Here is a 22,213-nt window from a genome sequence, read left to right on the forward strand (position 1 = left end):
TGATGAAACTCACTCCACTGAAAAGCCTGTGCCTGATGTTGATCGGTACAGCATTCGCCACCCAGGCGGCCATCAATCTGGATCGTACCCGCATCGTCTTTCCCGAAACCGACAAGGCCAGCAGCCTGAAGGTCGATAACCAGAGCAAAACGCTCCCCTATCTTGCGCTCTCCTGGATCGAAGACGAAAACGGTCGTAAGGAAGACAGCCACTTTATGGCGCTTCCTCCGATCCAGCGCATTGAACCCGGATCGTCATCCCAGGTCAGGATCGTGAAGCAGGCGGCCACCAACGCGCTGCCAAAAGATCGGGAATCGCTCTTCTACTTCAACCTGCGCGAAGTGCCACCAAAAAGCGCCAGCCTCGACGATGATCGCAGCGTCATGCAGGTCGCCATGCAGAGCCGTATCAAGCTGTTCTGGCGCCCGAAGGCTATCGTGAAAAAAGCAGGCGATCGTTCTGAAATGCGCATGGAGGTGACGGCAACGGCAAAAGGGCTGACAATTCATAACCCTACACCTTATTACCTCACCCTCGCCTGGCTAAGCAAAAATGGTAAAGCCATGCTGCCCGGCTTTGACAGCCTGATGCTGGCACCCTTTGCCAGCGCCTCTGTCACCACCGGTGGCTATCACGGCAGCTATTACAGCATTGGTTATATCGACGATTACGGCGCACTGCGAAAGCTTGACGCAACCTGTCAGGGGACGTCGACCTGCCAACTTAAGGATGTGAAGGCCACAAGCGATGCGAAAGCTCACTAATGTTTTGATCGCGATGCTGCTGGCGCTGCTGCCCTTAAAAGCCGCGCTGGCGCTCGATTGCTATCTGGGCGCTCAGGGCGGCCCGGTGGAAGAGACAAAAACGATCAGTCCGTTCGCGATCCCCAGCAATGCACAGGTGGGGCAAAAGATCTGGGAATCTGACGACATTAAAATCCCGGTCACCTGTAACCACGATGTGGCCGGCAGCTTCGAAAAAGAGGACGTCTATGCCTGGGTCAACCCCTATCCAGCCGCTTCCGACCCTTACTACGAGCTGGGGGTTACCTATGAAGGCATGGATTATGACGCGACGGGGCAGCCAAACGGCGTAGATACCCGCCAGTGCCTTGATAATAACAACATCACCATGTACACCCCGGAACAAATTAAGCAAATGGGGTGGGAGAACCGGCTATGCTCAGGCAATGCCAATGATATTCACACCACGCGCACGTTCATTGCCCGACTGCGCCTTTACGTTCGTATAAAGGCCGTTCCGCCGCACGGCTACAAAAGTTCGCTGGGGGACTACGTCGTGGTGCAGTTTGACGGAAAAGGCGGGGTTAACCAGATGGCCGATGCAAAAAACCTCAAGTACCACATTAACGGGTTAGAAAACATTACCGTCCTCGACTGCGGCGCAACCTTCAGTATTTATCCTGAGAACCAGGAGATTGATTTCGGTACCTTCAGTGCGCGCGACATCGTGAATCAGCAAACGCGCAACCGCACCTTTACGGTTAAAACCACGAAAGTGCAGGACGCCCAGTGTTCAGATGGCTTTAAAATGGACTCATCGTTTTACACGACGGGGTCGCTCTCCGAAAACGACACTGCCCTGTTGATTGGAAATGGCTTAAAGCTACGTATCCTCAATGGAACCCAGCCTTATACCTTCAACCACTACGAAGAGTATGCGGATTTCACCGGGAGTACGTTGAACTATGAACAAACCTATACCGCGGAGCTCTCCCCCGACGCGGGAAAAGCCATTCAGTCAGGTCCGTTCGAAACGGTGGTGCTGTTTAAAATTAACTACCACTAGCCACAAAAAAGCCGGGTTTCCCCGGCTTTTTCACATCAGCGGTTTCAGCTGGCTTTGCGCTCGTGCGCCTGGCGGTACTCCACCAGATCTTCAATCGTGACTACCGGCATGTTGTGCAGACGCGCAAAGGTAATGCACTCCGGCGCGCGCGCCATGGTGCCATCATCGTTAGTCAATTCACACAGCACGCCAGCAGGTTTAAAGCCTGCCAGGGTCACCAGATCGATAGTTGCTTCGGTATGACCACCACGGGTCAGCACGCCGCCCGGCTGCGCACGCAGCGGGAAGACGTGGCCAGGACGGTGCAGATCGGAGGGTTTCGCCCCATCCGCAATGGCTGCACGCACGGTGGTCAAACGGTCAGCCGCCGACACACCAGTGGTTACGCCATGTGCAGCTTCAATGGTCACGGTAAAACCGGTCCCGAAGGCGCTGGTGTTATTTTCAACCATCATTGGCAGATCAAGCTGCTGGCGGCGTTCTTCGTTGATACACAGGCATACGATGCCGCTACCGTGACGGATGGTCAGCGCCATCTGCTCAACGGTCATGTTTTCGGCAGCGAAAATCATGTCGCCTTCGTTTTCACGGTTTTCATCGTCAAGCACCATCACACCGCGGCCTTCGCGCAGTGCATCCAGTGCATGTTCAACACGTTGAATTGAAGTGCCAAAAGAGGAAAGTAGCGTCTGATTCATGGTAAAAAAACCTCATTAACATTATGGTTACCAGAATCAGGGCAGTCTTAGGAGCGCCGAACAAGCGGCAAAAAGATAACGTGAGCGGGCCCATGCCCGACTGGATCGTTACTCTCTCCCATCCGGACTCTAACCGTCGGCCCCGGAATTACACCGGATCTGCTGACCTTTGAGTAGTCACCCAAAGCGCTCGCGGGCTTTCAGCGTGAAGCTGATTTACCGCCGGTGGGGAATTTCGCCCCGCCCTGAGAATAAGCGAGATAACTATAACGCTATTGATTATGCTGGGCAATGCATAAGCATCAAACAATTTTGTTTACCCCGGGCATGACGCGCTACAATGGACACTGACACCTTTCCATCAAGGGAAACGACAATGATTGACCCAAAGAAAATTGAGCAAATTGCGCGTCAGGTTCATGAATCCATGCCAAAAGGCATTCGTGAATTTGGTGATGACGTTGAGAAGAAAATCCGCCAGACGCTGCAGGCGCAGTTGGTTCGCCTTGATTTAGTTAGCCGCGAAGAGTTCGACGTGCAGACGCAGGTTCTGCTGCGCACCCGCGAGAAGCTGGCGCTGCTGGAACAGCGTCTGAGCGAGCTGGAAAACCGTCATGCACCGGAAGAAGTGAAGCCGGCACCGGCGATTCCACCGGTCGATGATCAGGCGTAAGTGCGGCCTGTTGTGCCCGGTGGCGCTTCGCTTACCGGGCCTACATGATCGCGGCGCAGCCGCCACGCGACATGAAAAAAACGGGCCAACTGGCCCGTTTTTTTACTGACTGTCTTTCTGGATCTTCCTGATGATGTTGGTAGTTGAACATCCGTCCTCAAAGTTGAGCACCATCACTTCACCACCGTTGGCCCAGACCTCTTCGCTACCTGCGATTTGCTCCGGCTTGTAATCACCGCCTTTGACCAGCAGGTCCGGCAGAATGCCAGCAATCAGGCGCTGCGGGGTATCTTCTTCAAACGACACCACCCAGTCCACCGCTTCCAGCGCGCCGAGCACAATCATGCGCTGCTCCAGCGGGTTCACCGGACGTGTTTCGCCTTTCAGACGTTTGGTCGACGCATCGCTGTTGACCGCCACAATCAGACGATCGCCCAGCTTGCGCGCATTCGCCAGATAAGAGACGTGACCCGCATGAAGAATGTCGAACACGCCGTTGGTCATCACCACTTTCTCGCCGCGTTTACGCGCAGCGGCAACAGCCACTTTCAGCTCGTCTTCGGTCATGACGCCAAAACCGGTGTCGGCACGCCCGCGCACCGCGTTTTCCAGCTCGATAGGGGAAACGGTTGAGGTCCCGAGTTTGCCGACGACCACACCCGCCGCAGCGTTCGCGAAGTAGCAGGCCTCTTCCAGGGAGTTACCCGCTGCCAGCGTCGCCGCCAGCACGCCGATCACCGTATCACCGGCTCCGGTCACGTCGTACACTTCCTGCGCCTGGGTTGGCATATGCAGCGGCGCTTTGCCCGGCTGCAGCAGCGTCATCCCCTGCTCGGAGCGGGTCACCAGCAGCGCAGACAGCTCGAAGTCAGCAATGATCTTCATGCCGCGTTCAACCAGTTCTTCTTCGGTTTTGCACTTGCCCGCCACCGCTTCGAACTCAGAGAGGTTTGGCGTCAGCAGCGTCGCGCCGCGATAGCGCTCAAAATCGGTGCCTTTCGGGTCAATCAGCACCGGCACGTTAGCATCACGCGCCAGCTGAATCATCGTCTGCACGCTCGCCAGCGCACCTTTAGCGTAGTCGGACAGCACCAGCGCACCGATATTACCCAGCGCCTGGTTAATGCGCTCGTGCAGCGGCTCAGGATCAACGCCTTCAAACCCTTCTTCAAAGTCGAGGCGGATCAGCTGCTGGTTGCGCGACAGCACGCGCAGCTTGGTAATCGTTGGGTGGGTCGGAACAGAAACGAAGTCGCACTTCACGTTCACGTCCGCCAGCGACTTGCTCAGCGCACGCGCCGCATCGTCGATGCCGGTCAGGCCAACCAGACGCGACTGCGCGCCCAGGGAGGCAATGTTCATCGCCACGTTTGCCGCGCCGCCGGGACGCTCTTCAATGGTATCGACCTTAACCACCGGTACCGGTGCTTCCGGAGAGATACGGCTGGTTGGTCCATACCAGTAGCGATCCAGCATCACATCCCCGACAACCATTACTCCAGCACGTTCAAACTCTGGCAGTGTTACTTTCATTCCTGACTCCAGAAAGATTCACAATTTGCGCGCGATAATATCACACTTGATTTGTTACGCACGGCTCCACCAGCCATTTCTGCCAGCTTGCCGTCACCTGGGCGCGCTCTGCGGCAAAACAGTCCAGCGCGACATGTCCCGGCTGCTCCTGCAACGCCAGGTGATGAAGTTCATCGCGCAGCGTGGTGTAGGCGCGGGTTAAGGCCTGCGCCTCTTGCTCGTCCATAATGTCGTTTTGCGCCAGCAGTTCCAGAATGCGCACGTTATCCGACCAGCGCGTCAGCTTCGGCTTGTCGTGCGCGTGCAGCAGCACCAGATACTGAGTGATAAATTCAATATCGGTAATACCGCCCTCGTCGGCTTTTATATCAAAGCGATCGCGATGCTTATTGCCCAGATGCGCGCGCATTTTCTCGCGCATCTCGCGCACCTCGGTCTGCAACGTACTGCCCTCGCGCGGGGTGGTCATGACCGCCTTGCGAATCGCATCGAACTGCGCGTGCAGCTGCGGATCGCCATAGACCACGCGGGCGCGCACCAGCGCCTGATGCTCCCACGTCCAGGCTTCGTTTTTCTGATAATCGGCGAAGGATTCCGTTGAGGTCACCAGCATGCCCGCCGCGCCGGACGGGCGCAGGCGCGCATCCACTTCATACAGAATGCCGGACGAAGTGCGGGTGCTGAACAGGTGCATAATGCGCTGGGCCAGGCGCAGATAGAACTGACGCCCGTCGATTTCGCGCTCGCCGTCGGTCATCACGTCCGCCGGGCAATCATGCAGGAAGATCAAATCCAGATCGGAACTGTATCCCAGTTCCCAGCCGCCGAGCTTGCCGTACCCCACCACCGCGAAGCCGCGCCCTTCTCGATCGGCCAGATGTTTTGGCTGACCGTAGCGGGCCACCATCTGCACCCACGCCTGCTGGACAACCGCGTCAATAATCGCTTCCGCAAGCCAGGTTAAGTGATCGCTCACTTTCATCACCGGCAGCGTTCCGGCAATATCGGCCGCCGCCACGCGCAGCATCTGTGCCTGTTTAAACTGGCGCAGCGCCTCCAGCTGTTGCTCTTCGTCCTCTTCAGGCACGCGCAGCAAATACTGGCGCAGCTCGTCACGATACGCATCCGTCGCCGTCGGCTGATAGAGCGTGTTCGGGTCGAGCAGTTCGTCCAGCAGCAGCGGGTAACGCGCCAGCTTGTTCGCCACCATCGGCGACGCGGCGCAGAGCGTTATCAGGTGCTTCAGCGCGCCCGGAAACTCGCTCAGTAGCTCAAGATAGGTGGTACGCGTGATAATCCCGCTCAGCAGCGGCATCATGCGCGACAGCGGCACCGGCGCGTCTTCTCGCGAGCAGACCTCGCTCAGCAGGTGCGGCATCAGATGATCCAGCACCTGACGACCGCGCGGCCCGATGGCGCGTTTGTTCAGTTCGAGACGGAAATCGGCAATTAAGGCCACCACACGATGACGGGCATCATCGCTTAAGTGCGTCAGCACCGGCGTGGTGTCATCTTCCTGGAGCGCATCCTGCCACAGCTCGCGCCAGTGCTCGGAGAGCGCATCATCAGGGGATTCACTTTCATCGTCGCCAATCAGATCGTTAAAGATGCGGCGCACGCCTGCCATGTGTGCGTCCAGCGTTTCGGTCAGTGCCGCCCAGTCGTCCGCCCCCATGCCCCAGGCCAGACGCGCCCGGTTCAGCTCATCGCCCGGCAATGTCTGCGTCTGCTCGTCATTGATGCTTTGCAGCAAATTTTCCAGACGGCGCAGGAAAAGATAGGCTTCGCGAAGGGTTTGCGCGTCGCCGTCCGGCAGCAGGTGCAGTTGCTCAATGGCGCTCAGCGTCGGCAGGAGCGAGCGCGACTGCAGCGACGGCTCTCGCCCGCCGCGAATGAGCTGGAAGACCTGAACGATAAATTCAATTTCACGAATGCCGCCCGCGCCGAGCTTAATATTGTCCTTCAGCCCACGGCGGCGAACCTCGCGGGCAATCATCCCTTTCATATTACGCAGGGACTGGATCACGCTGAAATCAATGTAGCGGCGGAAAACGAACGGGCGCAGCATGGCGCGAAGTTCGTTAGCATAAGCGTCGTCGCTGTCGCCCATGATCCGCGCTTTGACCATTGCGTAACGCTCCCAGTCGCGCCCCTGCTCCTGGTAATAATCCTCCAGCGCGGCAAAGCTCAGCACCAGTGGACCGCTGTCGCCAAACGGGCGCAGGCGCATGTCCACGCGGTAGACAAAGCCGTCCTGCGTCGGCTGGTCCAGTGCCTTGATCAGACGCTGGCCGAGGCGGGTAAAGAACTGGGCGTTGTCCAGCTCGCGGCGCCCGCCGCGCGTCGAGCCGTTTTCCGGCCAGGCAAAAATCAGGTCGATATCTGAGGAGAAGTTCAGCTCGCAACCGCCCAGCTTCCCCATCCCCAGAATCAACAGCGGCTGCGGAACCCCTTCTTCACTGCACGGCGTGCCCCACTCTTTACAGCAGGCGGCGTAGAGCCAGTCTCGCGCGGCGATGATCAGCGTTTGCGCCAGCTCGCTCAACTGCTGCAACGTACTCTCTTCGCTCACCAGCGCCAGCGACTGCGCCCAGGCAATGCGAACCATCACCCGGCGGCGAAACTGACGCAGAACGCGCATCAGCGTCGCTTCATCAGCCACATCTGCCAGCGCGGCTTGCAGCCAGCTGGCATACTGCCGCCACTCGTTCGCCTGCGGCGGTGCGCTCTCCAGCTCTGCCAGCCAGTCCGGGTTGGCACTCACACTTTCCTGAACAAAATCACTGAACGTGAGCACGCTTTTGGCCTGCTCACTTAACGATGACGCCGGTAAAGACTCGGGCAGACGTTCGCAAACGGTCTGCCAGTGCTGCTGTAACTGCGAAGAAAGCGGCATATCAGGGGTTCCTTGCCAGAATTAACGTTTTCCGCTGTGCAGCCAGTACGGATCCTGCGAAATGGCCTCGTTGCGGAAATGCTCGATCTCAATCTGCTGACGGGTTTCAATGGCATGCTTGAGCCCCTGCCAGTTTTCCAGCCAGGCCTGCGCCTTCACGCCCTCATACGCCCCCGACAGCAGCAACATGCTGTCGATATTACGCGCCAGACGGGGAAGCTGATCGCCGTACTGGTCACCCAGCGGATGTGCGAAGGTCGTTCTAAGTTCGGCAGCGTGACGGGAAAGATGGATATCCGCGAAGCGTTTAAAATTATCCGCGATTTTGGTCTGCGCTTTTGCATCCAGGAAGCTGCGCCAGCCGCGCGTCACCAGAAACTCGGTCAGCGCCAGTTTTGCCGCGGCGTTTTGCGGGCTGTAGATCACCGTTTGCGCGGAGACATCGGAATGCATCAGCGTTTCAGTTTGGGTCAGCAGGTCACGTAAGTGAGCACTTGCTTTACGCGGTACGATACCGCCAAACAGTGCCAGGGCATGACGCACCAGCCCAATGGCGGCCAGCACCTGTTTGCTGGCATTTTTCACGTTACGCGCCCAGAGTTCCTCATGGTACTGCCATTGAGAGAGGGCCAGCTCCAGCGCCGCTTCCATGCCCTGTTCAATGCTGGCCTTCGGAACAACACGCAGAATCGGGGTCTCTCTCAGCAGGCGTGGCGCATTCCCGGCCGCCAAATGGTAACCGCGCGCCGCTTTACTCAGGCTGCCCTGACGTAAACCCGGCTGGCTCACCAGCTTGCGCGCCAGTTTCAGCACGTCGCTCGCATCTCCTTCCAGCAGTTCCAGCTCCAGCTCGCAAATAGGCTCCTGGCACTCACCCGCCTTCACTTCGCCTAAATCCAGCGCGATTTCAATGCGGCTCTTACCTTCCGTCACCAGCCATTTCTCACGGCAAAAATCGGTGCTGAACAGCGGCTGTACCTGCTCTGCCAGCGTGGCAGGTAGTCCACCTTCCGGCCAGACCTCCGCCGGGAAACGATCCAGCTCAAGTTCTGGCTTACTGATGTCGATATTGTATTCCGGGCGCTGGTGCAAACCGCCGACCACGCGGCCGGCGATTTTCATCGTCATCTCGTAGCGCCCGTTTGCGCCGCGGATGCGCAGCCCCATATCGTGGCTACGCAGCCAGTTATCCGGCGTTTCGTAGTAGATGTTGAGCAACTGTACGGGTTCATGGTGCTCGCCGGAGAGCGTATGCAGATGCTGGCGGAGCGCGTCAACGCTGTCTTTTTCGACGATAAATTTTAATTCGATTTCCTGAGCCATAGCCTTGTACTTTTGCGGGCGTCACAGACGCGTCAATGAGGGCGAACTTCCTCGCCATTTGTTTGTCAGTACATAGTATTTTGCGCCAAATTGCCATGCAATGAGCAATTTGACGGGCGTAAATGTGTAGAGTCGTGACACAGATGATTCTGATTGCTGACGAATGCTTTGCGTAGAGACACTGTTGCCACTACTATCGTTCCACTATTTATGAAAATAACGACTAATGATGCTTAAATTACGCCTGATTGGACTTACTTTACTCGCTTTTAGCGCCGCAACCGCAGTGCACGCTGAAGAGAAGCGTTACGTTTCTGACGAACTGAACACCTGGGTACGCAGTGGCCCCGGAGATAATTATCGCCTCGTGGGCACGGTGAATGCCGGCGAGGAAGTCACCCTGTTACAGACCAACGCGGACACCAACTATGGTCAGGTTCGCGACAGTACCGGTCGTACTTCCTGGATCCCGCTGAAAGAGCTGAGCACCGTACCAAGCCTGCGCACGCGCGTTCCGGATCTGGAAAACCAGGTGAAGACCCTGACCGACAAGCTGAACAACATCGACGGTACCTGGAACCAGCGCACCGCAGAGATGCAGCAGAAAGTGGCACAGAGCGACAGCGTGATTAACGGTCTGAAAGAAGAGAATCAAAAACTCAAAAATGAGCTGATCGTCGCGCAAAAAAAGGTAAACGCCGCGAATCTGCAGCTTGATGACAAGCAGCGCACCATCATCATGCAGTGGTTTATGTATGGCGGCGGCGTGCTGGGCGTGGGTCTGGTGCTGGGTCTGGTCCTGCCGCATCTTATCCCAAGTCGCAAGCGTAAAGACCGCTGGATGAACTAATTCGTCTTCTCTGCCAGACTTACGTATCATTCTGGAAAAGAGAAAACGGGAGAGTTGGGCGTGAAGAGTTATCTGGTCGGTGGTGCGGTACGTGATGCGTTGTTAGGTCTGCCGGTCAAAGATAAAGACTGGGTTGTCGTTGGCGCCACCCCGGAAGAGATGCTCGACGCGGGCTACCAGCAGGTAGGCCGCGATTTTCCCGTGTTTCTTCATCCGAAAAGCCGCGAAGAGTACGCTCTGGCGCGTACCGAACGGAAATCCGGCTCCGGCTATACGGGTTTCACCTGCTACGCCGCGCCGGACGTGACGCTGGAGCAGGATTTGCTGCGCCGCGATCTCACCATTAACGCCCTGGCACAGGACGAAAACGGCCAAATCATCGATGCCTACGGCGGGCGGGATGACCTGCGCAACCGTCTTTTACGTCACGTCTCCCCGGCATTTTCTGAAGATCCGCTCCGCGTTCTGCGCGTGGCGCGCTTTGCCGCGCGTTACGCCCATCTGAGCTTCCGCATTGCGGATGAGACGATGGCGCTGATGACGGCCATGACCGAGGCGGGCGAATTAGAACACCTGACGCCGGAGCGCGTCTGGAAAGAGACGGAAAATGCCCTGACCACCCGCAACCCACAGGTCTTTTTCCAGGTCCTGCGTGACTGCGGCGCACTAAAGGTGCTGTTCCCTGAAATCGACGCGCTGTTTGGCGTACCCGCGCCGGCAAAATGGCATCCGGAAATTGATACCGGTGTGCACACGCTGATGACGCTGAGCATGGCGGCCATGCTCAGTCCTGAAGTAGACGTGCGTTTTTCCACCCTCTGCCACGATCTCGGCAAAGGCTTAACGCCGAAAGAATTCTGGCCACGGCATCATGGTCACGGCCCGGCAGGCGTAAAGCTGGTAGAAGGGCTTTGTCAGCGCCTGCGCGTGCCGAATGAGATCCGTGACCTGGCAAAACTGGTCGCTGAATTCCACGACCTGATCCACACCTTCCCGATCCTGAAACCCGCCACTATCGTGAAGCTGTTCGATAATATCGACGCCTGGCGCAAGCCGCAGCGCGTGGAGCAGATCGCACTCACCAGCGAAGCCGACGTTCGCGGCCGCACCGGGTTTGAAGCATCCGATTACCCTCAGGGGCGACTGCTGCGCGAAGCGTGGATTGTGGCAAAAGCGGTGCCGACGAAAGACGTTGTCGAGGCAGGATTTAAAGGCCCGGAAATTCGTGAAGAGCTGACGAAACGGCGAATTGAGGCCGTAACGGCGTGGAAGGAAAAACGTTGCCCTCAGCCGAAAGACTGAGGGCAGTGGGTCATCAGAAGAAGACCACGTAAACGGCAGCCGCGACAATAAAGCGGTAGATCGCGAACGGAATGAACGAGATACGCTTAATCAGCTGCAGGAAGGTTTTGATGGCAATCAGCGCCACGATAAAGGCGGTGACAAAGCCCACGGCAAACATCGGAATGTCACCCGTGGTCAGGAAGCCAATGCTTTTGTAGAGATCCAGCGCGGTGGCGCCCATCATCATTGGCACCGCCAGCAGGAACGAGAACTCCGACGCCGCGTAACGGCTCACGCCCATCAACATCCCGCCGGAAATCGTTGCCCCAGAACGGGAGAAGCCCGGCCACAGCGCCAGACACTGGAAGCAGCCAATGATAAATGCCTGACGATACGTCATATCGTCCAGCCCTTCCGCACGCGGGGTTTTAGGCTTCAGCACTTCGGCAGCAATCAGCAGGAAGCCACCGACCACCAGCGCGTACATCACGTTAATAGGGTTAAACAGCGATTTGATGGCATCGTGGAAAACCAGGCCCAGCACCACTGCGGGGATCATCCCGAGCAGAATATGAATGAGCGTCAGGCGCCCCGAGCCTTCGCCTTCACGCTGCGGCAGACGGCCAAAGTGGATGCCGATCAGGCCAAACAGGCGACGCCAGAACATCACGACCACCGCCAGAATAGAACCGAGCTGAATGACGACTTCAAACGTCTTTGCGGTATCGCCTTCAAAGCCCAGCAGATGGCCAACGATAATCATATGGCCCGTACTGGAAACTGGCAAAAACTCCGTCAATCCTTCGACCACACCCAGTATTGCCGCCACCAGCAGCGAGTGCATATCGCTCATCTATAAACCCCTAAAAAGATATAAAAAAAACGGTCGCCCCAACGGCTCCCGTGAAAGATACAGCTATAAGACCGATATAACCTAAAATGGTTTAGCAATTATGACGTTAAATCTTGCCTTTCAGATTTGTGCCACGCTCGATAATCACGCCCACATTGGCCGCACGCGCTACCGCTCCCGGCTTGCTCAGCTTGATGCGCACCCACGGTGAGTTGAATTTGGTCAGCAGCAGTTCCGCCACCTCTTCCGCCACACGTTCCACCAGCGCAAAACGCTGTCCTTCCACATGGCCGATGACCGTTTCACTGATGTCGGCGTAGCTCAGACAGTCATTCACATCATCGCTTTTTGCTGACTTGCGGTTATCCCAGCCCATTTCGATATCGAACACTAACTTCTGCTCGATGGTCTGTTCCCAGTCGTAAACACCAATTGTGGTGATTACCGAAAGTTGCTCTATAAATACAATATCCATCACGACCTGCCTGCTTTTTGGCTAAACCGGATACCACTTCCGGCGAATTATGCGTATTATCCACAGATGCTGAGAATACAGATACATTTTCAAAACGGAACAGCGTTATGAGTGCAATCGCGCCTGGAATGATCCTCCTCGCCTATCTTTGCGGCTCAATCTCCAGCGCCATTCTGGTCTGCCGCATTGCCGGGTTACCTGACCCGCGTGAAAGTGGTTCCGGGAATCCGGGAGCGACCAACGTACTTAGAATTGGCGGCAAGGGAGCAGCCGTAGCGGTTTTGATTTTTGATGTTCTGAAAGGGATGCTACCCGTCTGGGGCGCTTATGCGCTGGGCGTCACGCCGTTCTGGCTGGGGCTCATTGCGATTGCGGCCTGCGTCGGCCACATCTGGCCCGTTTTCTTCGGTTTTAAAGGTGGTAAAGGCGTTGCAACCGCCTTTGGCGCTATCGCCCCTATCGGCTGGGATCTTACCGGCGTAATGGCGGGCACCTGGCTGCTCACCATCTTGCTGAGCGGTTATTCCTCGCTCGGCGCCATCGTCAGCGCGCTCATTGCCCCGTTTTACGTCTGGTGGTTCAAACCCCAGTTCACCTTCCCGGTGTCAATGCTCTCCTGCCTGATCCTGCTGCGTCATCACGATAATATTCAGCGTCTGTGGCGTCGTCAGGAGACCAAAATCTGGACGAAGCTCAAGCGAAAGAAAAAAGATCCGGAGTAAAACGCGCAACGCCGGCAGCAGAAAACGTATCCATAAGCGACTCATATGACAGCCTTCATTTCCGCCAGGGCATACTGAAACGTATCCCGATGGTGTGGAAATGGATGCAGCATGTTAGCAGCTCAGGTCACTGATAATACGTATAAAGGCTGGCAGGCATCGCTTGCCCTGCTGTTTTGTCACACCCCTGAGAAAACCCTCCTGCACGCCGCCCACCACGTCGGGCCGCTCACCGTTCAACGCCCGTTTTATCCCGAAGGGGAAACCTGTCACCTCTATTTACTGCATCCGCCCGGCGGCATTGTGGGCGGCGATACGCTGGACATTTCCGTTCGGCTGGACGCCAAAAGCCACGCGCTTATCACCATGCCCGGCGCCAGTAAGTTCTATCGCAGCAGCGGCCCGCAGGCCTGTCTGAATCAACACTTTTATCTCGATGATGGATCCACGCTGGAGTGGCTGCCGCAGGATACCATCCTCTTTCCCGGTGCCAATGCCGCACTGCGCTCCGTCTTCCACCTGAAGGGCTCCAGCACGCTGCTGGCGTGGGAGTTGTATTGCCTGGGTCGCCCGGTAATCGGTGAAACCTTCAGCCACGGCACGCTGGAGAGCCGCCTTGAGGTCTGGGTGGACGATGAACCGCGCCTGATTGAGCGCCAGCACCTGAGCGACGGCGATCTTGCGCCCGTTGCCGGACATCCGTGGCTCGGCACGCTGCTGTTCTATCCGGCCGGGGAAACGCATCTTGATACGGTCCGCGAGCGCCTCGCACCGCTGGGAAATTATGCAGGTGCAACGCTTACCGACGATCTGCTGTCGGTGCGTTTCCTCTCCCACGATAACCTGATATGCCAGCGGGTGATGCGCGACATCTGGCAGTCGCTTCGCCCGCTTCTCACCCCTAAAAATGCCTGTTCGCCGCGTATCTGGCAGACATAAGAGAAACGTTATGGAACTGACCCCCAGAGAAAAAGACAAGCTGTTGCTGTTCACCGCCGCGCTGGTTGCCGAACGCCGCCTTGCGCGCGGGGTTAAGCTCAATTATCCGGAATCGGTCGCGCTGATCAGCGCCTTTATTATGGAAGGCGCGCGCGATGGCGAAACCGTCGCCTCGCTGATGGAAGCGGGTCGTCACGTACTGACGCGCGACCAGGTAATGGAGGGCGTACCGGAGATGATCCCGGATATTCAGGTGGAGGCCACCTTCCCGGACGGCTCCAAGCTCGTCACCGTCCACAATCCGATCGTCTAAGGAGCACGTCATGATCCCTGGCGAATACCAGATCCAGCCCGGCACGGTTGCCCTCAACGTCGGGCGTGAAACCCAACAAGTGATTGTTGAAAACCACGGCGACAGGCCGATCCAGGTCGGATCGCACTATCACTTTTACGAGGTCAACCCGGCGCTGAAGTTCGACCGGGAAGCCACCAGAGGCTACCGGCTGAATATTCCGGCAGGCACCGCCGTGCGTTTCGAGCCCGGCCAGAAGCGGGAAGTCACGCTGGTACAGGTGACGGGCGCGCAGCGTATTTTCGGGTTTCGCGGCGAGGTGATGGGGGAGGTGAAAAATGGCTGATATTTCACGCCGGGCGTATGCCGATATGTTCGGCCCCACCACCGGCGATAAAGTGCGGCTGGCCGACAGCGAGCTATGGATCGAAGTGGAAGACGATCTCACGGTCTACGGTGAAGAGGTCAAATTCGGCGGCGGAAAGGTGATCCGCGACGGTATGGGCCAGGGGCAGATGACCGCCGACGACTGCGTGGATCTGGTGCTCACCAACGCGTTGATCGTCGATCACTGGGGGATCGTGAAAGCCGATATCGGCGTCAAGAACGGGCGGATCTTTGCCGTCGGTAAAGCCGGTAACCCGGATATTCAGCCCGGCGTGACGATCCCAATCGGCGCCGCAACGGAAGTGATTGCCGCCGAAGGGAAGATCGTGACCGCGGGCGGGATCGACACCCATATTCACTGGATCTGCCCGCAGCAGGCGGAAGAGGCGCTGGTTTCCGGCGTGACCACCATGATCGGCGGCGGCACCGGCCCTGCGGCGGGCACCAACGCCACCACCTGCACGCCAGGGCCGTGGTACATCGCGCGTATGCTGCAGGCAGCCGATACGCTACCAGTGAATATCGGCCTCCTCGGCAAAGGTAATGGCTCTAACCCGGACGCCCTGCGCGAGCAGGTCGCGGCTGGCGCCATTGGGCTGAAGATCCACGAAGACTGGGGCGCAACGCCCGCGGCGATCAACTGCTCGCTGGAGGTTGCCGAAGAGATGGATATTCAGGTGGCGCTGCACAGCGACACGCTGAACGAGTCCGGGTTTGTCGAGGACACGCTGGCCGCGATTGGCGCGCGCACCATCCACACCTTCCATACCGAAGGCGCGGGTGGCGGCCATGCGCCGGATATTATCACCGCCTGCGCGCATCCGAATATTCTGCCCTCCTCCACCAACCCGACGCTGCCCTACACGGTGAACACCATCGACGAGCATCTCGACATGCTGATGGTCTGCCACCACCTCGACCCGGATATTGCCGAGGACGTGGCGTTTGCCGAGTCGCGCATTCGCCGGGAGACCATCGCCGCTGAAGACGTGCTGCACGATATCGGCGCGTTCTCGCTCACTTCGTCAGATTCACAGGCCATGGGCCGCGTGGGAGAAGTGATTATCCGTACCTGGCAGGTTGCGCACCGCATGAAGGTCCAGCGCGGCGCCCTGCCGGAAGAGACCGGCGATAACGACAACTTCCGCGTGAAGCGCTATGTCGCTAAGTACACCATCAACCCGGCGCTGACCCATGGCATCGCCCATGAGGTCGGTTCCATTGAGGCGGGCAAGCTGGCGGATCTAGTGGTCTGGTCACCGGCGTTTTTTGGCGTCAAACCTGCCACCATCGTCAAAGGCGGAATGATCGCCTGCGCGCCGATGGGCGATATTAACGCCTCGATCCCCACGCCGCAGCCGGTGCATTACCGCCCGATGTTTGGCGCGCTGGGTGCCGCGCGCCACGCCACCCGGCTGACGTTTATCTCCCAGGCCGCCAGTGCGAACGGCGTCCCGCAGCAGCTCAATCTGCAAAGCGCCACGGCGGTGGTGAAAGGCTGCCGGACGGTGAAGAAGACCGACATGATCCACAACGGTTTACTGCCCAATATTACCGTCGATTCGCAAACCTACGAGGTGCGCGTCGACGGTGAACTGATAACCTGCGAACCGGCCGACGTTCTGCCGATGGCGCAACGCTATTTCCTGTTCTGAGGAGTGATGATGATCTATTTAACCCAACGCCTGGACCACGCGCACCCGATTACCGCCAGCGTCACGCTGCCGATTGACGTGCGGGTGAAAAGCCGCGCCCGTGTGGCGCTGAACGACGGCCGCGACGCCGGGCTGATGTTGCCGCGCGGCCTGCTGCTGCGCGGGGGCGACCTGCTGACGACAGACGACGGTAGTGAGGTCATCGAAGTGATCGCAGCGGCAGAGTCGGTCTCCGTGGTGCGCTGCGCCGACCCGTTCCTGCTCGCCCGCGCCTGCTACCACCTGGGCAACCGCCACGTGCCGCTGCAGATCATGCCCGGCGAACTGCGCTATCACCACGATCACGTTCTCGACGACATGCTGCGCCCGTTCGGGCTGGAGGTGACCTTCGACTCCCTGCCGTTTGAACCCGAAGCGGGCGCCTATGCCAGCGATGCCCACAGCCATAGCCACTCTCACGCTCATTCACATTAAGGATTAATTATGCGCAAGCTCCTCCCCCTGTTACTGCTGGCCTTTTCCGTTCCGGCGCTCGCCCATCCAGGCCACGGTGCCGACAGCTTCCAGGCCGGTTTTTTCCATCCCCTGACCGGGCTCGATCACCTGCTGATGCTCACCGGCGCGGGCGTGCTCTCGGCGCTGAGTGGCCGCAAACTCCTGCTGCCGTTTGCCACTCTCGGGATGATGCTCGTTGGCGCTGTTGCAGGCAGTCTGCTCGGCGGATTTAGCGGCATGGAGATGCTGATTATCGCCTCGCTGGCGGTCTGCGGCGTGATGATGTTTAAAACTGAAAACCGTCTGCTGCTGGCGGTACCTGCTCTGGCGATGTTCCACGGCTGGGCACACGGTGTGGAGATGTCCGGCCACAGCTTCTGGCTTTTCACCAGCGGGTTTATGTTCGCCAGCGCCACGGTACTGTGCGCCAGCTTCGCGGCAGGTTTACTGCTGCGCCGTCATGACGGCCTGCGTAAAACGTTCGGCGGTGGGTTGATTGTCTCTGCCCTGCTGGCGTTGATGAGCTGATGGAGCACGCCCGCCAGTGGCTGCGCCTGATGCAGCTCTCCAGCAGTAGCCTGCCGGTTGGGTCGTTTACCTGGTCGCAGGGGCTGGAGTGGGCGGTAGAGGCAGGCTGGGTCACGAATGCCGACGCCTTTAAACGCTGGCAAATCCAGCAGATGGAGCAGAGCTTTTACTGCGTCGATCTGCCGCTCTTTACTCGCCTGTATCTCGCCTGCGAACAACAGGATTGGGTGGCGGCAAAACGCTGGACGGCATACCTGCTCGCCTGCCGGGAAACGCGCGAGCTGCGCGATGAGGAGCGCAACCGTGGCGCGGCCTTTACGCGCCTGATTAAAAGCTGGGAGCCTGACTGCCCGACTGAATGGCTGACACTGTGTATGCAGAGCCAGCTCTGTGGCATGGCGTGGCTCGGCGTGCGCTGGGGCATTGGCGCGCGTGAACTGGCGCTCAGTCTCGGCTACAGCTGGATTGAGAGCGCGGTAATGGCGGGCGTCAAGCTGGTGCCGTTTGGGCAGCAGGCGGCGCAGCAGCTGATTATCGACCTTAGCGACCACTTCGCCGCCGGGTTCGAAGAGGCATTTTTACGTGACGACGACGCGCTTGGCGCAGCCACGCCGCTGTCTGCCATCGCCTCCGCGCGCCACGAAACACAATATTCACGACTATTCCGTTCCTGAGGAGTCAACATGGCTGATTACAAACATCCCCTGCGCGTCGGCGTCGGCGGCCCGGTAGGGTCGGGTAAAACCGCCCTGCTGGAAGCGCTCTGCAAGGCAATGCGCGATACATATCATCTGGCGGTAGTCACTAACGATATCTACACCAAAGAGGATCAGCGCATCCTGACCGAGGCGGGCGCACTGGAGCCGGAGCGCATCGTGGGCGTGGAGACCGGCGGCTGCCCGCATACCGCCATCCGCGAAGATGCCTCGATGAACCTGGCGGCGGTGGAAGCGTTAAGCGAGAAATTCGGCAATCTGGACCTGATCTTCGTCGAAAGCGGCGGGGATAACCTGAGCGCGACGTTCAGCCCGGAACTGGCGGATCTCACTATCTACGTGATCGACGTGGCCGAAGGGGAAAAAATCCCGCGTAAGGGCGGGCCGGGGATCACCAAATCTGACTTTCTGGTGATCAACAAAACCGATCTCGCGCCCTACGTGGGTGCGTCGCTCGACGTGATGGCGCGCGATACCAACCGCATGCGTGGCGAACGTCCGTGGACGTTTACCAATCTGAAAGCGGGTGACGGTCTGGCGACGATTATTGCGTTTCTGGAAGAAAAAGGGATGTTGCGGGTGTAATGCGGTTTATCGCCGGGTGGCGGCTTCGCCTGACCCGGCCTACGGTTTTTGTAGGCCCAGTAAGCGCAGCGCCACCGGGCAAAAAACTCACGCCTCAGGCAGTTCCGCCAGCGGCCAGCGCGGACGCACGGACACGCTCAGGTCAGACGTTGCCCCCGCGTTAAGACGCACCATCCCGGCGTAAGCGATCATCGCGCCGTTATCGGTACAGAACTCTGGACGGGCATAAAACACTTCCCCGCGACGCTTTTGCATCATCTCAGCCAGCTTCGCGCGCAGCGTGCGGTTGGCGCTGACGCCGCCCGCCATCACCAGACGCTTAAAGCCGGTCTGATCCAGCGCGCGCTTGCACTTGATCATCAGCGTATCGACCACCGCATCTTCGAACGCGCGGGCGATATCGGCACGGGTCTGTTCGCTGTCGTCGTTATTACGAATCGTATTCGCCGCGAAGGTTTTCAGCCCGGAGAAGCTGAAGTCCAGCCCTGGACGGTCGGTCATCGGACGCGGGAAGACAAAGCGCCCTTCCGTTCCCTGCGACGCCATTTTCGAGAGCATCGGGCCGCCAGGATAATCCAGCCCCAGCAGCTTGGCGGTTTTGTCGAACGCTTCACCGGCGGCGTCGTCGATCGACTCGCCCAACAGCGCGTATTTGCCAATGCCCGTTACGCTAATCAGCTGCGTATGACCACCGGAAACCAGCAGCGCAACAAAGGGGAACTCAGGCGGATTCTCTTCCAGCATCGGCGCCAGAAGGTGACCTTCCATATGGTGAACCGGAATGGCCGGCACGTCCCACGCGAACGCCAGCGAACGGCCTACCGTCGCGCCAACCAGCAGCGCGCCCACCAGACCCGGACCCGCGGTATAGGCCACGGCATCAATATCAGTTGAACGTAACCCGGCCTCTTTCAGCGCCGCCTGAATCAGGGGAACCGTTTTACGCACGTGGTCACGAGAGGCCAGTTCCGGCACGACGCCGCCGTAGTCAGCGTGCAATTTCACCTGACTATACAGTTGGTTGGCCAGAAGGCCTTTTTCGTCGTCGTAAATGGCGATGCCGGTTTCATCGCAGGATGTTTCAATACCCAGTACACGCATGACTTGTTTTACCTCGTTTCACTACCGCGCAGTGTAGAGCCTGGGCGGGGTGATGTAAAACTTTGTTCGCCCCAGGAAGAAGGCTCGTGTATACTCCTCACCCTTATTAAAGTCCCTTTCAAAATCGCATCGGTGCTTTACAAAGCAGCAGCATTTGCAGTAAAATTCCGCACCATTTTGAAATAAGCTGGCGTTGATGCCAGCGGCAAACCGAATTTATTAAAGGTGAGAGTTACATGCCGGTAATTAAAGTACGTGAAAACGAGCCGTTCGACGTAGCACTGCGTCGCTTCAAACGTTCATGCGAGAAAGCAGGTGTTCTGGCTGAAGTTCGTCGTCGTGAGTTTTATGAAAAACCAACGACCGAACGTAAGCGCGCTAAAGCTTCCGCTGTGAAACGTCACGCGAAGAAACTGGCTCGCGAAAACGCACGCCGTACTCGTCTGTACTAATCGCTTGAGGGCTTCAGTCCTCAATTGACAGACAGAGTAGTAGTCGTAAGGCCGTGCTTCCGGAAGGAATGCGCGGCTTGTTTTCGTTTATAAGTCGCTTAAATTTTTGGGGCATATGGCCGGAAGAATCCCACGCGTTTTCATCAACGATCTGCTTGCCAGAACCGACATCGTCGATCTCATCGACGCGCGGGTAAAGCTGAAAAAGCAGGGCAAGAACTACCATGCGTGCTGTCCGTTCCATAACGAAAAAACCCCCTCTTTCACCGTTAACGGTGAAAAGCAGTTCTACCATTGCTTTGGCTGTGGCGCACACGGTAATGCCGTCGATTTTTTGATGAACTACGATAAGCTCGAGTTCGTTGAAACCGTCGAAGAGCTGGCGGCGATGCATAACCTTGAAGTGCCGTATGAAGCAGGCAGTGGGCCAAGTCAGATCGAGCGCCATCAACGGCAAACGCTGTATCAACTGATGGATGGCCTGAATTCGTTTTACCAACAGTCTCTTAAGCACTCTGCGGCTGAGCCTGCGCGTCAATACCTGACAAAGCGCGGACTGAGCGACGATGTGATTGCGCGTTTCGCTATTGGTTACGCCCCGCCCGGCTGGGACAACGTGTTAAAACGTTTTGGCGGCAATAGCGAAGATCGTAAGTCTCTCATCGACGCAGGCATGCTGGTCACCAACGACCAGGGACGAAGCTACGACCGCTTCCGTGAACGGGTGATGTTCCCGATCCGCGATAAGCGTGGCCGGGTGATTGGTTTTGGTGGTCGCGTGCTGGGTGATGCCCTGCCGAAATACCTCAACTCCCCGGAAACCGATATTTTCCATAAGGGCCGCCAGCTTTACGGTCTTTATGAGGCGCAGCAGGATAACGCGGAACCTCCGCGTCTTCTGGTCGTCGAAGGCTATATGGACGTTGTCGCGCTGGCGCAGTACGACATTAACTACGCGGTGGCGTCATTAGGAACGTCCACGACGGCAGACCATATCCAACTACTGTTTCGCGTCACCAACAACGTGATTTGCTGTTACGACGGTGACCGCGCAGGACGCGATGCCGCCTGGCGTGCGCTGGAAACGGCGCTACCGTATATGACCGACGGGCGTCAGCTACGCTTTATGTTCCTGCCGGATGGCGAAGATCCGGATACGCTGGTGCGTAAAGAGGGCAAAGCGGCGTTTGAAGCGCGGATGGATCAGGCTCAGCCGCTCTCCACGTTTCTGTTTAACAGCCTGATGCCGCAGGTGGATTTAAGTACCCCTGACGGGCGCGCGCAGCTCAGTACGCTGGCGCTGCCGTTAATCAGCCAGGTGCCCGGCGAAACGCTGCGTATCTATCTGCGTCAGGAGTTAGGCAACAAGCTCGGCATTCTGGATGACAGCCAGCTTGAACGTTTAATGCCTAAACAGGCTGAAAACGGCACGGTTCGCCCCGCGCCTCAGCTAAAACGCACAACCATGCGTATACTGATAGGGTTACTGGTACAAAACCCCGAACTTGCGCCGCAAGTGCCATCGCTGGCGGGTTTGAACCACGAAAAATTGCCCGGACTTGGCTTATTTTCAGAACTGGTCAACACGTGTTTGTCTCAGCCAGGTCTGACCACCGGACAACTTTTAGAACATTATCGCGGCACAAAAGAGGCCGCTACCCTTGAAAAATTGTCGATGTGGGACGATATAGCAGATAAGGACATTGCAGAAAAAACGTTCACCGACTCGCTCAACCATATGTTTGATTCGATGCTTGAGTTGCGCCAGGAAGAGTTGATAGCTCGCGAGCGCACGCACGGCTTAAGCAGCGAAGAACGCCGGGAACTCTGGATGATTAACCAGGAACTGGCGAAGAAATAAAAAAATTTAACGGCTTAAGTGCCGAAAATCGATCGGGAAGCCCCCGGCAGCCGCACTGAGAGGCAGCGGCAAAAATATAAGTACGC

23 protein-coding genes and 1 riboswitch are annotated in these 22,213 nt (G+C 57.8%); of the genes, 16 read left to right on the forward strand and 7 right to left on the reverse strand.

Going from position 1 to position 22,213, the window contains the following annotated elements; genetic code table 11:
• Nucleotides 1-2 precede the first annotated feature (2 nt).
• Entirely contained in the window at nt 3-764 is a 762-nt protein-coding gene (locus tag ACOTXR_RS05435) for a fimbrial biogenesis chaperone (protein WP_058690390.1), read from the forward strand.
• Nucleotides 748-1,809, forward strand: coding sequence for a fimbrial protein (locus ACOTXR_RS05440; RefSeq protein ID WP_058690391.1), 1,062 nt, complete (start codon nt 748-750; stop codon nt 1,807-1,809). Before ACOTXR_RS05435 ends, ACOTXR_RS05440 begins: the two co-directional genes overlap by 17 nt.
• 44 nt (nt 1,810-1,853) lie before the next feature.
• Here the strand turns inward: ACOTXR_RS05440 and ribB are convergent, their stop codons facing one another.
• Nucleotides 1,854-2,507 carry a 3,4-dihydroxy-2-butanone-4-phosphate synthase gene (gene ribB, locus ACOTXR_RS05445; RefSeq protein WP_014885267.1) on the reverse strand — a complete coding sequence of 218 codons (654 nt, stop codon included), beginning with the start codon at nt 2,505-2,507 and terminating at the stop codon, nt 1,854-1,856.
• 106 nt (nt 2,508-2,613) lie between these two features.
• A riboswitch (FMN riboswitch) is annotated at nt 2,614-2,764 on the reverse strand.
• Between the two features lie 119 nt (nt 2,765-2,883).
• Here ribB and ubiK point away from each other — a divergent pair.
• Nucleotides 2,884-3,180 carry a ubiquinone biosynthesis accessory factor UbiK gene (ubiK, locus tag ACOTXR_RS05450; protein ID WP_014885268.1) on the forward strand — a complete coding sequence of 99 codons (297 nt, stop codon included), beginning with the start codon at nt 2,884-2,886 and terminating at the stop codon, nt 3,178-3,180.
• Between the two features lie 102 nt (nt 3,181-3,282).
• Here the strand turns inward: ubiK and hldE are convergent, their stop codons facing one another.
• The 3 genes from hldE to ACOTXR_RS05465 are packed head-to-tail and all read right to left on the reverse strand — an operon-like array spanning nt 3,283 to nt 8,932.
• Nucleotides 3,283-4,713 (reverse strand): bifunctional D-glycero-beta-D-manno-heptose-7-phosphate kinase/D-glycero-beta-D-manno-heptose 1-phosphate adenylyltransferase HldE, encoded by a 1,431-nt coding sequence (gene hldE, locus ACOTXR_RS05455; RefSeq protein WP_045134838.1) that lies wholly within the window; start codon nt 4,711-4,713, stop codon nt 3,283-3,285.
• Between the two features lie 40 nt (nt 4,714-4,753).
• Nucleotides 4,754-7,609 (reverse strand): bifunctional [glutamate--ammonia ligase]-adenylyl-L-tyrosine phosphorylase/[glutamate--ammonia-ligase] adenylyltransferase, encoded by a 2,856-nt coding sequence (glnE, locus tag ACOTXR_RS05460; protein ID WP_058690392.1) that lies wholly within the window; start codon nt 7,607-7,609, stop codon nt 4,754-4,756.
• A gap of 21 nt (nt 7,610-7,630) precedes the next feature.
• On the reverse strand, nt 7,631-8,932 hold the full coding sequence (locus ACOTXR_RS05465; protein ID WP_058690393.1) for an inorganic triphosphatase: 1,302 nt from the start codon (nt 8,930-8,932) through the stop codon (nt 7,631-7,633).
• A 229-nt stretch (nt 8,933-9,161) separates the two neighbouring features.
• On the opposite strand from ACOTXR_RS05465, the gene ACOTXR_RS05470 reads away from it, so the two are divergent.
• A complete protein-coding gene (locus ACOTXR_RS05470) occupies nt 9,162-9,782 on the forward strand; it encodes a TIGR04211 family SH3 domain-containing protein (RefSeq protein ID WP_014885272.1) in 621 nt (206 codons plus the stop codon).
• Between the two features lie 60 nt (nt 9,783-9,842).
• Nucleotides 9,843-11,084 carry a multifunctional CCA addition/repair protein gene (locus tag ACOTXR_RS05475; RefSeq protein ID WP_058690400.1) on the forward strand — a complete coding sequence of 414 codons (1,242 nt, stop codon included), beginning with the start codon at nt 9,843-9,845 and terminating at the stop codon, nt 11,082-11,084.
• Between the two features lie 13 nt (nt 11,085-11,097).
• On the opposite strand, the gene bacA is transcribed toward ACOTXR_RS05475, so the two are convergent.
• Together bacA and folB are read right to left on the reverse strand one after the other, a co-directional pair.
• Complete coding sequence (bacA, locus tag ACOTXR_RS05480; protein ID WP_014885274.1) at nt 11,098-11,919, reverse strand: undecaprenyl-diphosphate phosphatase; 822 nt, start codon at nt 11,917-11,919, stop codon at nt 11,098-11,100.
• A 106-nt stretch (nt 11,920-12,025) separates the two neighbouring features.
• The gene (gene folB, locus ACOTXR_RS05485) at nt 12,026-12,394 is read right to left on the reverse strand and encodes a bifunctional dihydroneopterin aldolase/7,8-dihydroneopterin epimerase (protein WP_014885275.1); all 369 of its coding nucleotides are present in this window, start codon (nt 12,392-12,394) and stop codon (nt 12,026-12,028) included.
• Between the two features lie 107 nt (nt 12,395-12,501).
• Between folB and plsY the strand changes: the two genes are divergently transcribed.
• The 9 genes from plsY to ureG all read left to right on the forward strand — a co-directional run bounded on the left by plsY (nt 12,502) and on the right by ureG (nt 18,713).
• Nucleotides 12,502-13,116 carry a glycerol-3-phosphate 1-O-acyltransferase PlsY gene (gene plsY / locus ACOTXR_RS05490; RefSeq protein WP_014833311.1) on the forward strand — a complete coding sequence of 205 codons (615 nt, stop codon included), beginning with the start codon at nt 12,502-12,504 and terminating at the stop codon, nt 13,114-13,116.
• Nucleotides 13,117-13,227: 111 nt separating this feature from the next.
• Nucleotides 13,228-14,055 (forward strand): urease accessory protein UreD, encoded by an 828-nt coding sequence (locus ACOTXR_RS05495; protein WP_045281431.1) that lies wholly within the window; start codon nt 13,228-13,230, stop codon nt 14,053-14,055.
• Nucleotides 14,056-14,065: 10 nt separating this feature from the next.
• A complete protein-coding gene (locus tag ACOTXR_RS05500; RefSeq protein ID WP_003862556.1) occupies nt 14,066-14,368 on the forward strand; it encodes an urease subunit gamma in 303 nt (100 codons plus the stop codon).
• Nucleotides 14,369-14,378: 10 nt separating this feature from the next.
• Complete coding sequence (locus tag ACOTXR_RS05505; protein WP_014885277.1) at nt 14,379-14,693, forward strand: urease subunit beta; 315 nt, start codon at nt 14,379-14,381, stop codon at nt 14,691-14,693.
• On the forward strand, nt 14,686-16,389 hold the full coding sequence (ureC, locus tag ACOTXR_RS05510; protein ID WP_078309784.1) for an urease subunit alpha: 1,704 nt from the start codon (nt 14,686-14,688) through the stop codon (nt 16,387-16,389). Before ACOTXR_RS05505 ends, ureC begins: the two co-directional genes overlap by 8 nt.
• Nucleotides 16,390-16,398: 9 nt before the next feature.
• Nucleotides 16,399-16,863 (forward strand): urease accessory protein UreE, encoded by a 465-nt coding sequence (gene ureE / locus ACOTXR_RS05515; RefSeq protein ID WP_023337818.1) that lies wholly within the window; start codon nt 16,399-16,401, stop codon nt 16,861-16,863.
• 9 nt (nt 16,864-16,872) lie between these two features.
• The gene (locus ACOTXR_RS05520) at nt 16,873-17,412 is read left to right on the forward strand and encodes a HupE/UreJ family protein (RefSeq protein WP_014885280.1); all 540 of its coding nucleotides are present in this window, start codon (nt 16,873-16,875) and stop codon (nt 17,410-17,412) included.
• On the forward strand, nt 17,412-18,086 hold the full coding sequence (locus tag ACOTXR_RS05525) for an urease accessory protein UreF (RefSeq protein ID WP_014885281.1): 675 nt from the start codon (nt 17,412-17,414) through the stop codon (nt 18,084-18,086). The genes ACOTXR_RS05520 and ACOTXR_RS05525 overlap by 1 nt, the downstream gene beginning before the upstream one ends.
• A 9-nt stretch (nt 18,087-18,095) precedes the next feature.
• The gene (gene ureG / locus ACOTXR_RS05530) at nt 18,096-18,713 is read left to right on the forward strand and encodes an urease accessory protein UreG (RefSeq protein ID WP_014885282.1); all 618 of its coding nucleotides are present in this window, start codon (nt 18,096-18,098) and stop codon (nt 18,711-18,713) included.
• Nucleotides 18,714-18,800: 87 nt separating this feature from the next.
• Here the strand turns inward: ureG and tsaD are convergent, their stop codons facing one another.
• The gene (gene tsaD, locus ACOTXR_RS05535; RefSeq protein ID WP_014885283.1) at nt 18,801-19,814 is read right to left on the reverse strand and encodes a tRNA (adenosine(37)-N6)-threonylcarbamoyltransferase complex transferase subunit TsaD; all 1,014 of its coding nucleotides are present in this window, start codon (nt 19,812-19,814) and stop codon (nt 18,801-18,803) included.
• 236 nt (nt 19,815-20,050) lie between these two features.
• Here tsaD and rpsU point away from each other — a divergent pair, with 236 nt between their 5' ends.
• Both rpsU and dnaG read left to right on the forward strand, forming a co-directional pair.
• Entirely contained in the window at nt 20,051-20,266 is a 216-nt protein-coding gene (gene rpsU / locus ACOTXR_RS05540; protein ID WP_001144069.1) for a 30S ribosomal protein S21, read from the forward strand.
• A gap of 115 nt (nt 20,267-20,381) precedes the next feature.
• Nucleotides 20,382-22,127, forward strand: a complete 1,746-nt coding sequence (gene dnaG / locus ACOTXR_RS05545) for a DNA primase (protein WP_014885284.1) — start codon at nt 20,382-20,384, stop codon at nt 22,125-22,127.
• Nucleotides 22,128-22,213: the final 86 nt, after the last annotated feature.

The organism is Enterobacter cloacae complex sp. IR53030 (assembly GCF_049238365.1).
Taxonomy (GTDB): Bacteria; Pseudomonadota; Gammaproteobacteria; order Enterobacterales; family Enterobacteriaceae; genus Enterobacter; species Enterobacter kobei.

Bases quoted from the DNA above. Each gene is read 5' to 3' on its own strand.
- tsaD (WP_014885283.1), bottom strand. From the start codon at position 19,814: ATGCGTGTACTGGGTATTGAAACATCCTGCGATGAAACCGGCATCGCC.
- plsY (WP_014833311.1), top strand. From the start codon at position 12,502: ATGAGTGCAATCGCGCCTGGAATGATCCTCCTCGCCTATCTTTGCGGC.
- ACOTXR_RS05435 (WP_058690390.1), top strand. From the start codon at position 3: ATGAAACTCACTCCACTGAAAAGCCTGTGCCTGATGTTGATCGGTACA.
- ureC (WP_078309784.1), top strand. From the start codon at position 14,686: ATGGCTGATATTTCACGCCGGGCGTATGCCGATATGTTCGGCCCCACC.
- ACOTXR_RS05470 (WP_014885272.1), top strand. From the start codon at position 9,162: ATGCTTAAATTACGCCTGATTGGACTTACTTTACTCGCTTTTAGCGCC.
- ribB (WP_014885267.1), bottom strand. From the start codon at position 2,507: ATGAATCAGACGCTACTTTCCTCTTTTGGCACTTCAATTCAACGTGTT.
- ureG (WP_014885282.1), top strand. From the start codon at position 18,096: ATGGCTGATTACAAACATCCCCTGCGCGTCGGCGTCGGCGGCCCGGTA.
- hldE (WP_045134838.1), bottom strand. From the start codon at position 4,713: ATGAAAGTAACACTGCCAGAGTTTGAACGTGCTGGAGTAATGGTTGTC.
- ACOTXR_RS05500 (WP_003862556.1), top strand. From the start codon at position 14,066: ATGGAACTGACCCCCAGAGAAAAAGACAAGCTGTTGCTGTTCACCGCC.
- ACOTXR_RS05525 (WP_014885281.1), top strand. From the start codon at position 17,412: ATGGAGCACGCCCGCCAGTGGCTGCGCCTGATGCAGCTCTCCAGCAGT.
- bacA (WP_014885274.1), bottom strand. From the start codon at position 11,919: ATGAGCGATATGCACTCGCTGCTGGTGGCGGCAATACTGGGTGTGGTC.
- glnE (WP_058690392.1), bottom strand. From the start codon at position 7,609: ATGCCGCTTTCTTCGCAGTTACAGCAGCACTGGCAGACCGTTTGCGAA.
- rpsU (WP_001144069.1), top strand. From the start codon at position 20,051: ATGCCGGTAATTAAAGTACGTGAAAACGAGCCGTTCGACGTAGCACTG.
- ACOTXR_RS05465 (WP_058690393.1), bottom strand. From the start codon at position 8,932: ATGGCTCAGGAAATCGAATTAAAATTTATCGTCGAAAAAGACAGCGTT.
- ureE (WP_023337818.1), top strand. From the start codon at position 16,399: ATGATCTATTTAACCCAACGCCTGGACCACGCGCACCCGATTACCGCC.
- ACOTXR_RS05520 (WP_014885280.1), top strand. From the start codon at position 16,873: ATGCGCAAGCTCCTCCCCCTGTTACTGCTGGCCTTTTCCGTTCCGGCG.
- ACOTXR_RS05505 (WP_014885277.1), top strand. From the start codon at position 14,379: ATGATCCCTGGCGAATACCAGATCCAGCCCGGCACGGTTGCCCTCAAC.
- folB (WP_014885275.1), bottom strand. From the start codon at position 12,394: ATGGATATTGTATTTATAGAGCAACTTTCGGTAATCACCACAATTGGT.
- ACOTXR_RS05495 (WP_045281431.1), top strand. From the start codon at position 13,228: ATGTTAGCAGCTCAGGTCACTGATAATACGTATAAAGGCTGGCAGGCA.
- dnaG (WP_014885284.1), top strand. From the start codon at position 20,382: ATGGCCGGAAGAATCCCACGCGTTTTCATCAACGATCTGCTTGCCAGA.
- ACOTXR_RS05440 (WP_058690391.1), top strand. From the start codon at position 748: ATGCGAAAGCTCACTAATGTTTTGATCGCGATGCTGCTGGCGCTGCTG.
- ubiK (WP_014885268.1), top strand. From the start codon at position 2,884: ATGATTGACCCAAAGAAAATTGAGCAAATTGCGCGTCAGGTTCATGAA.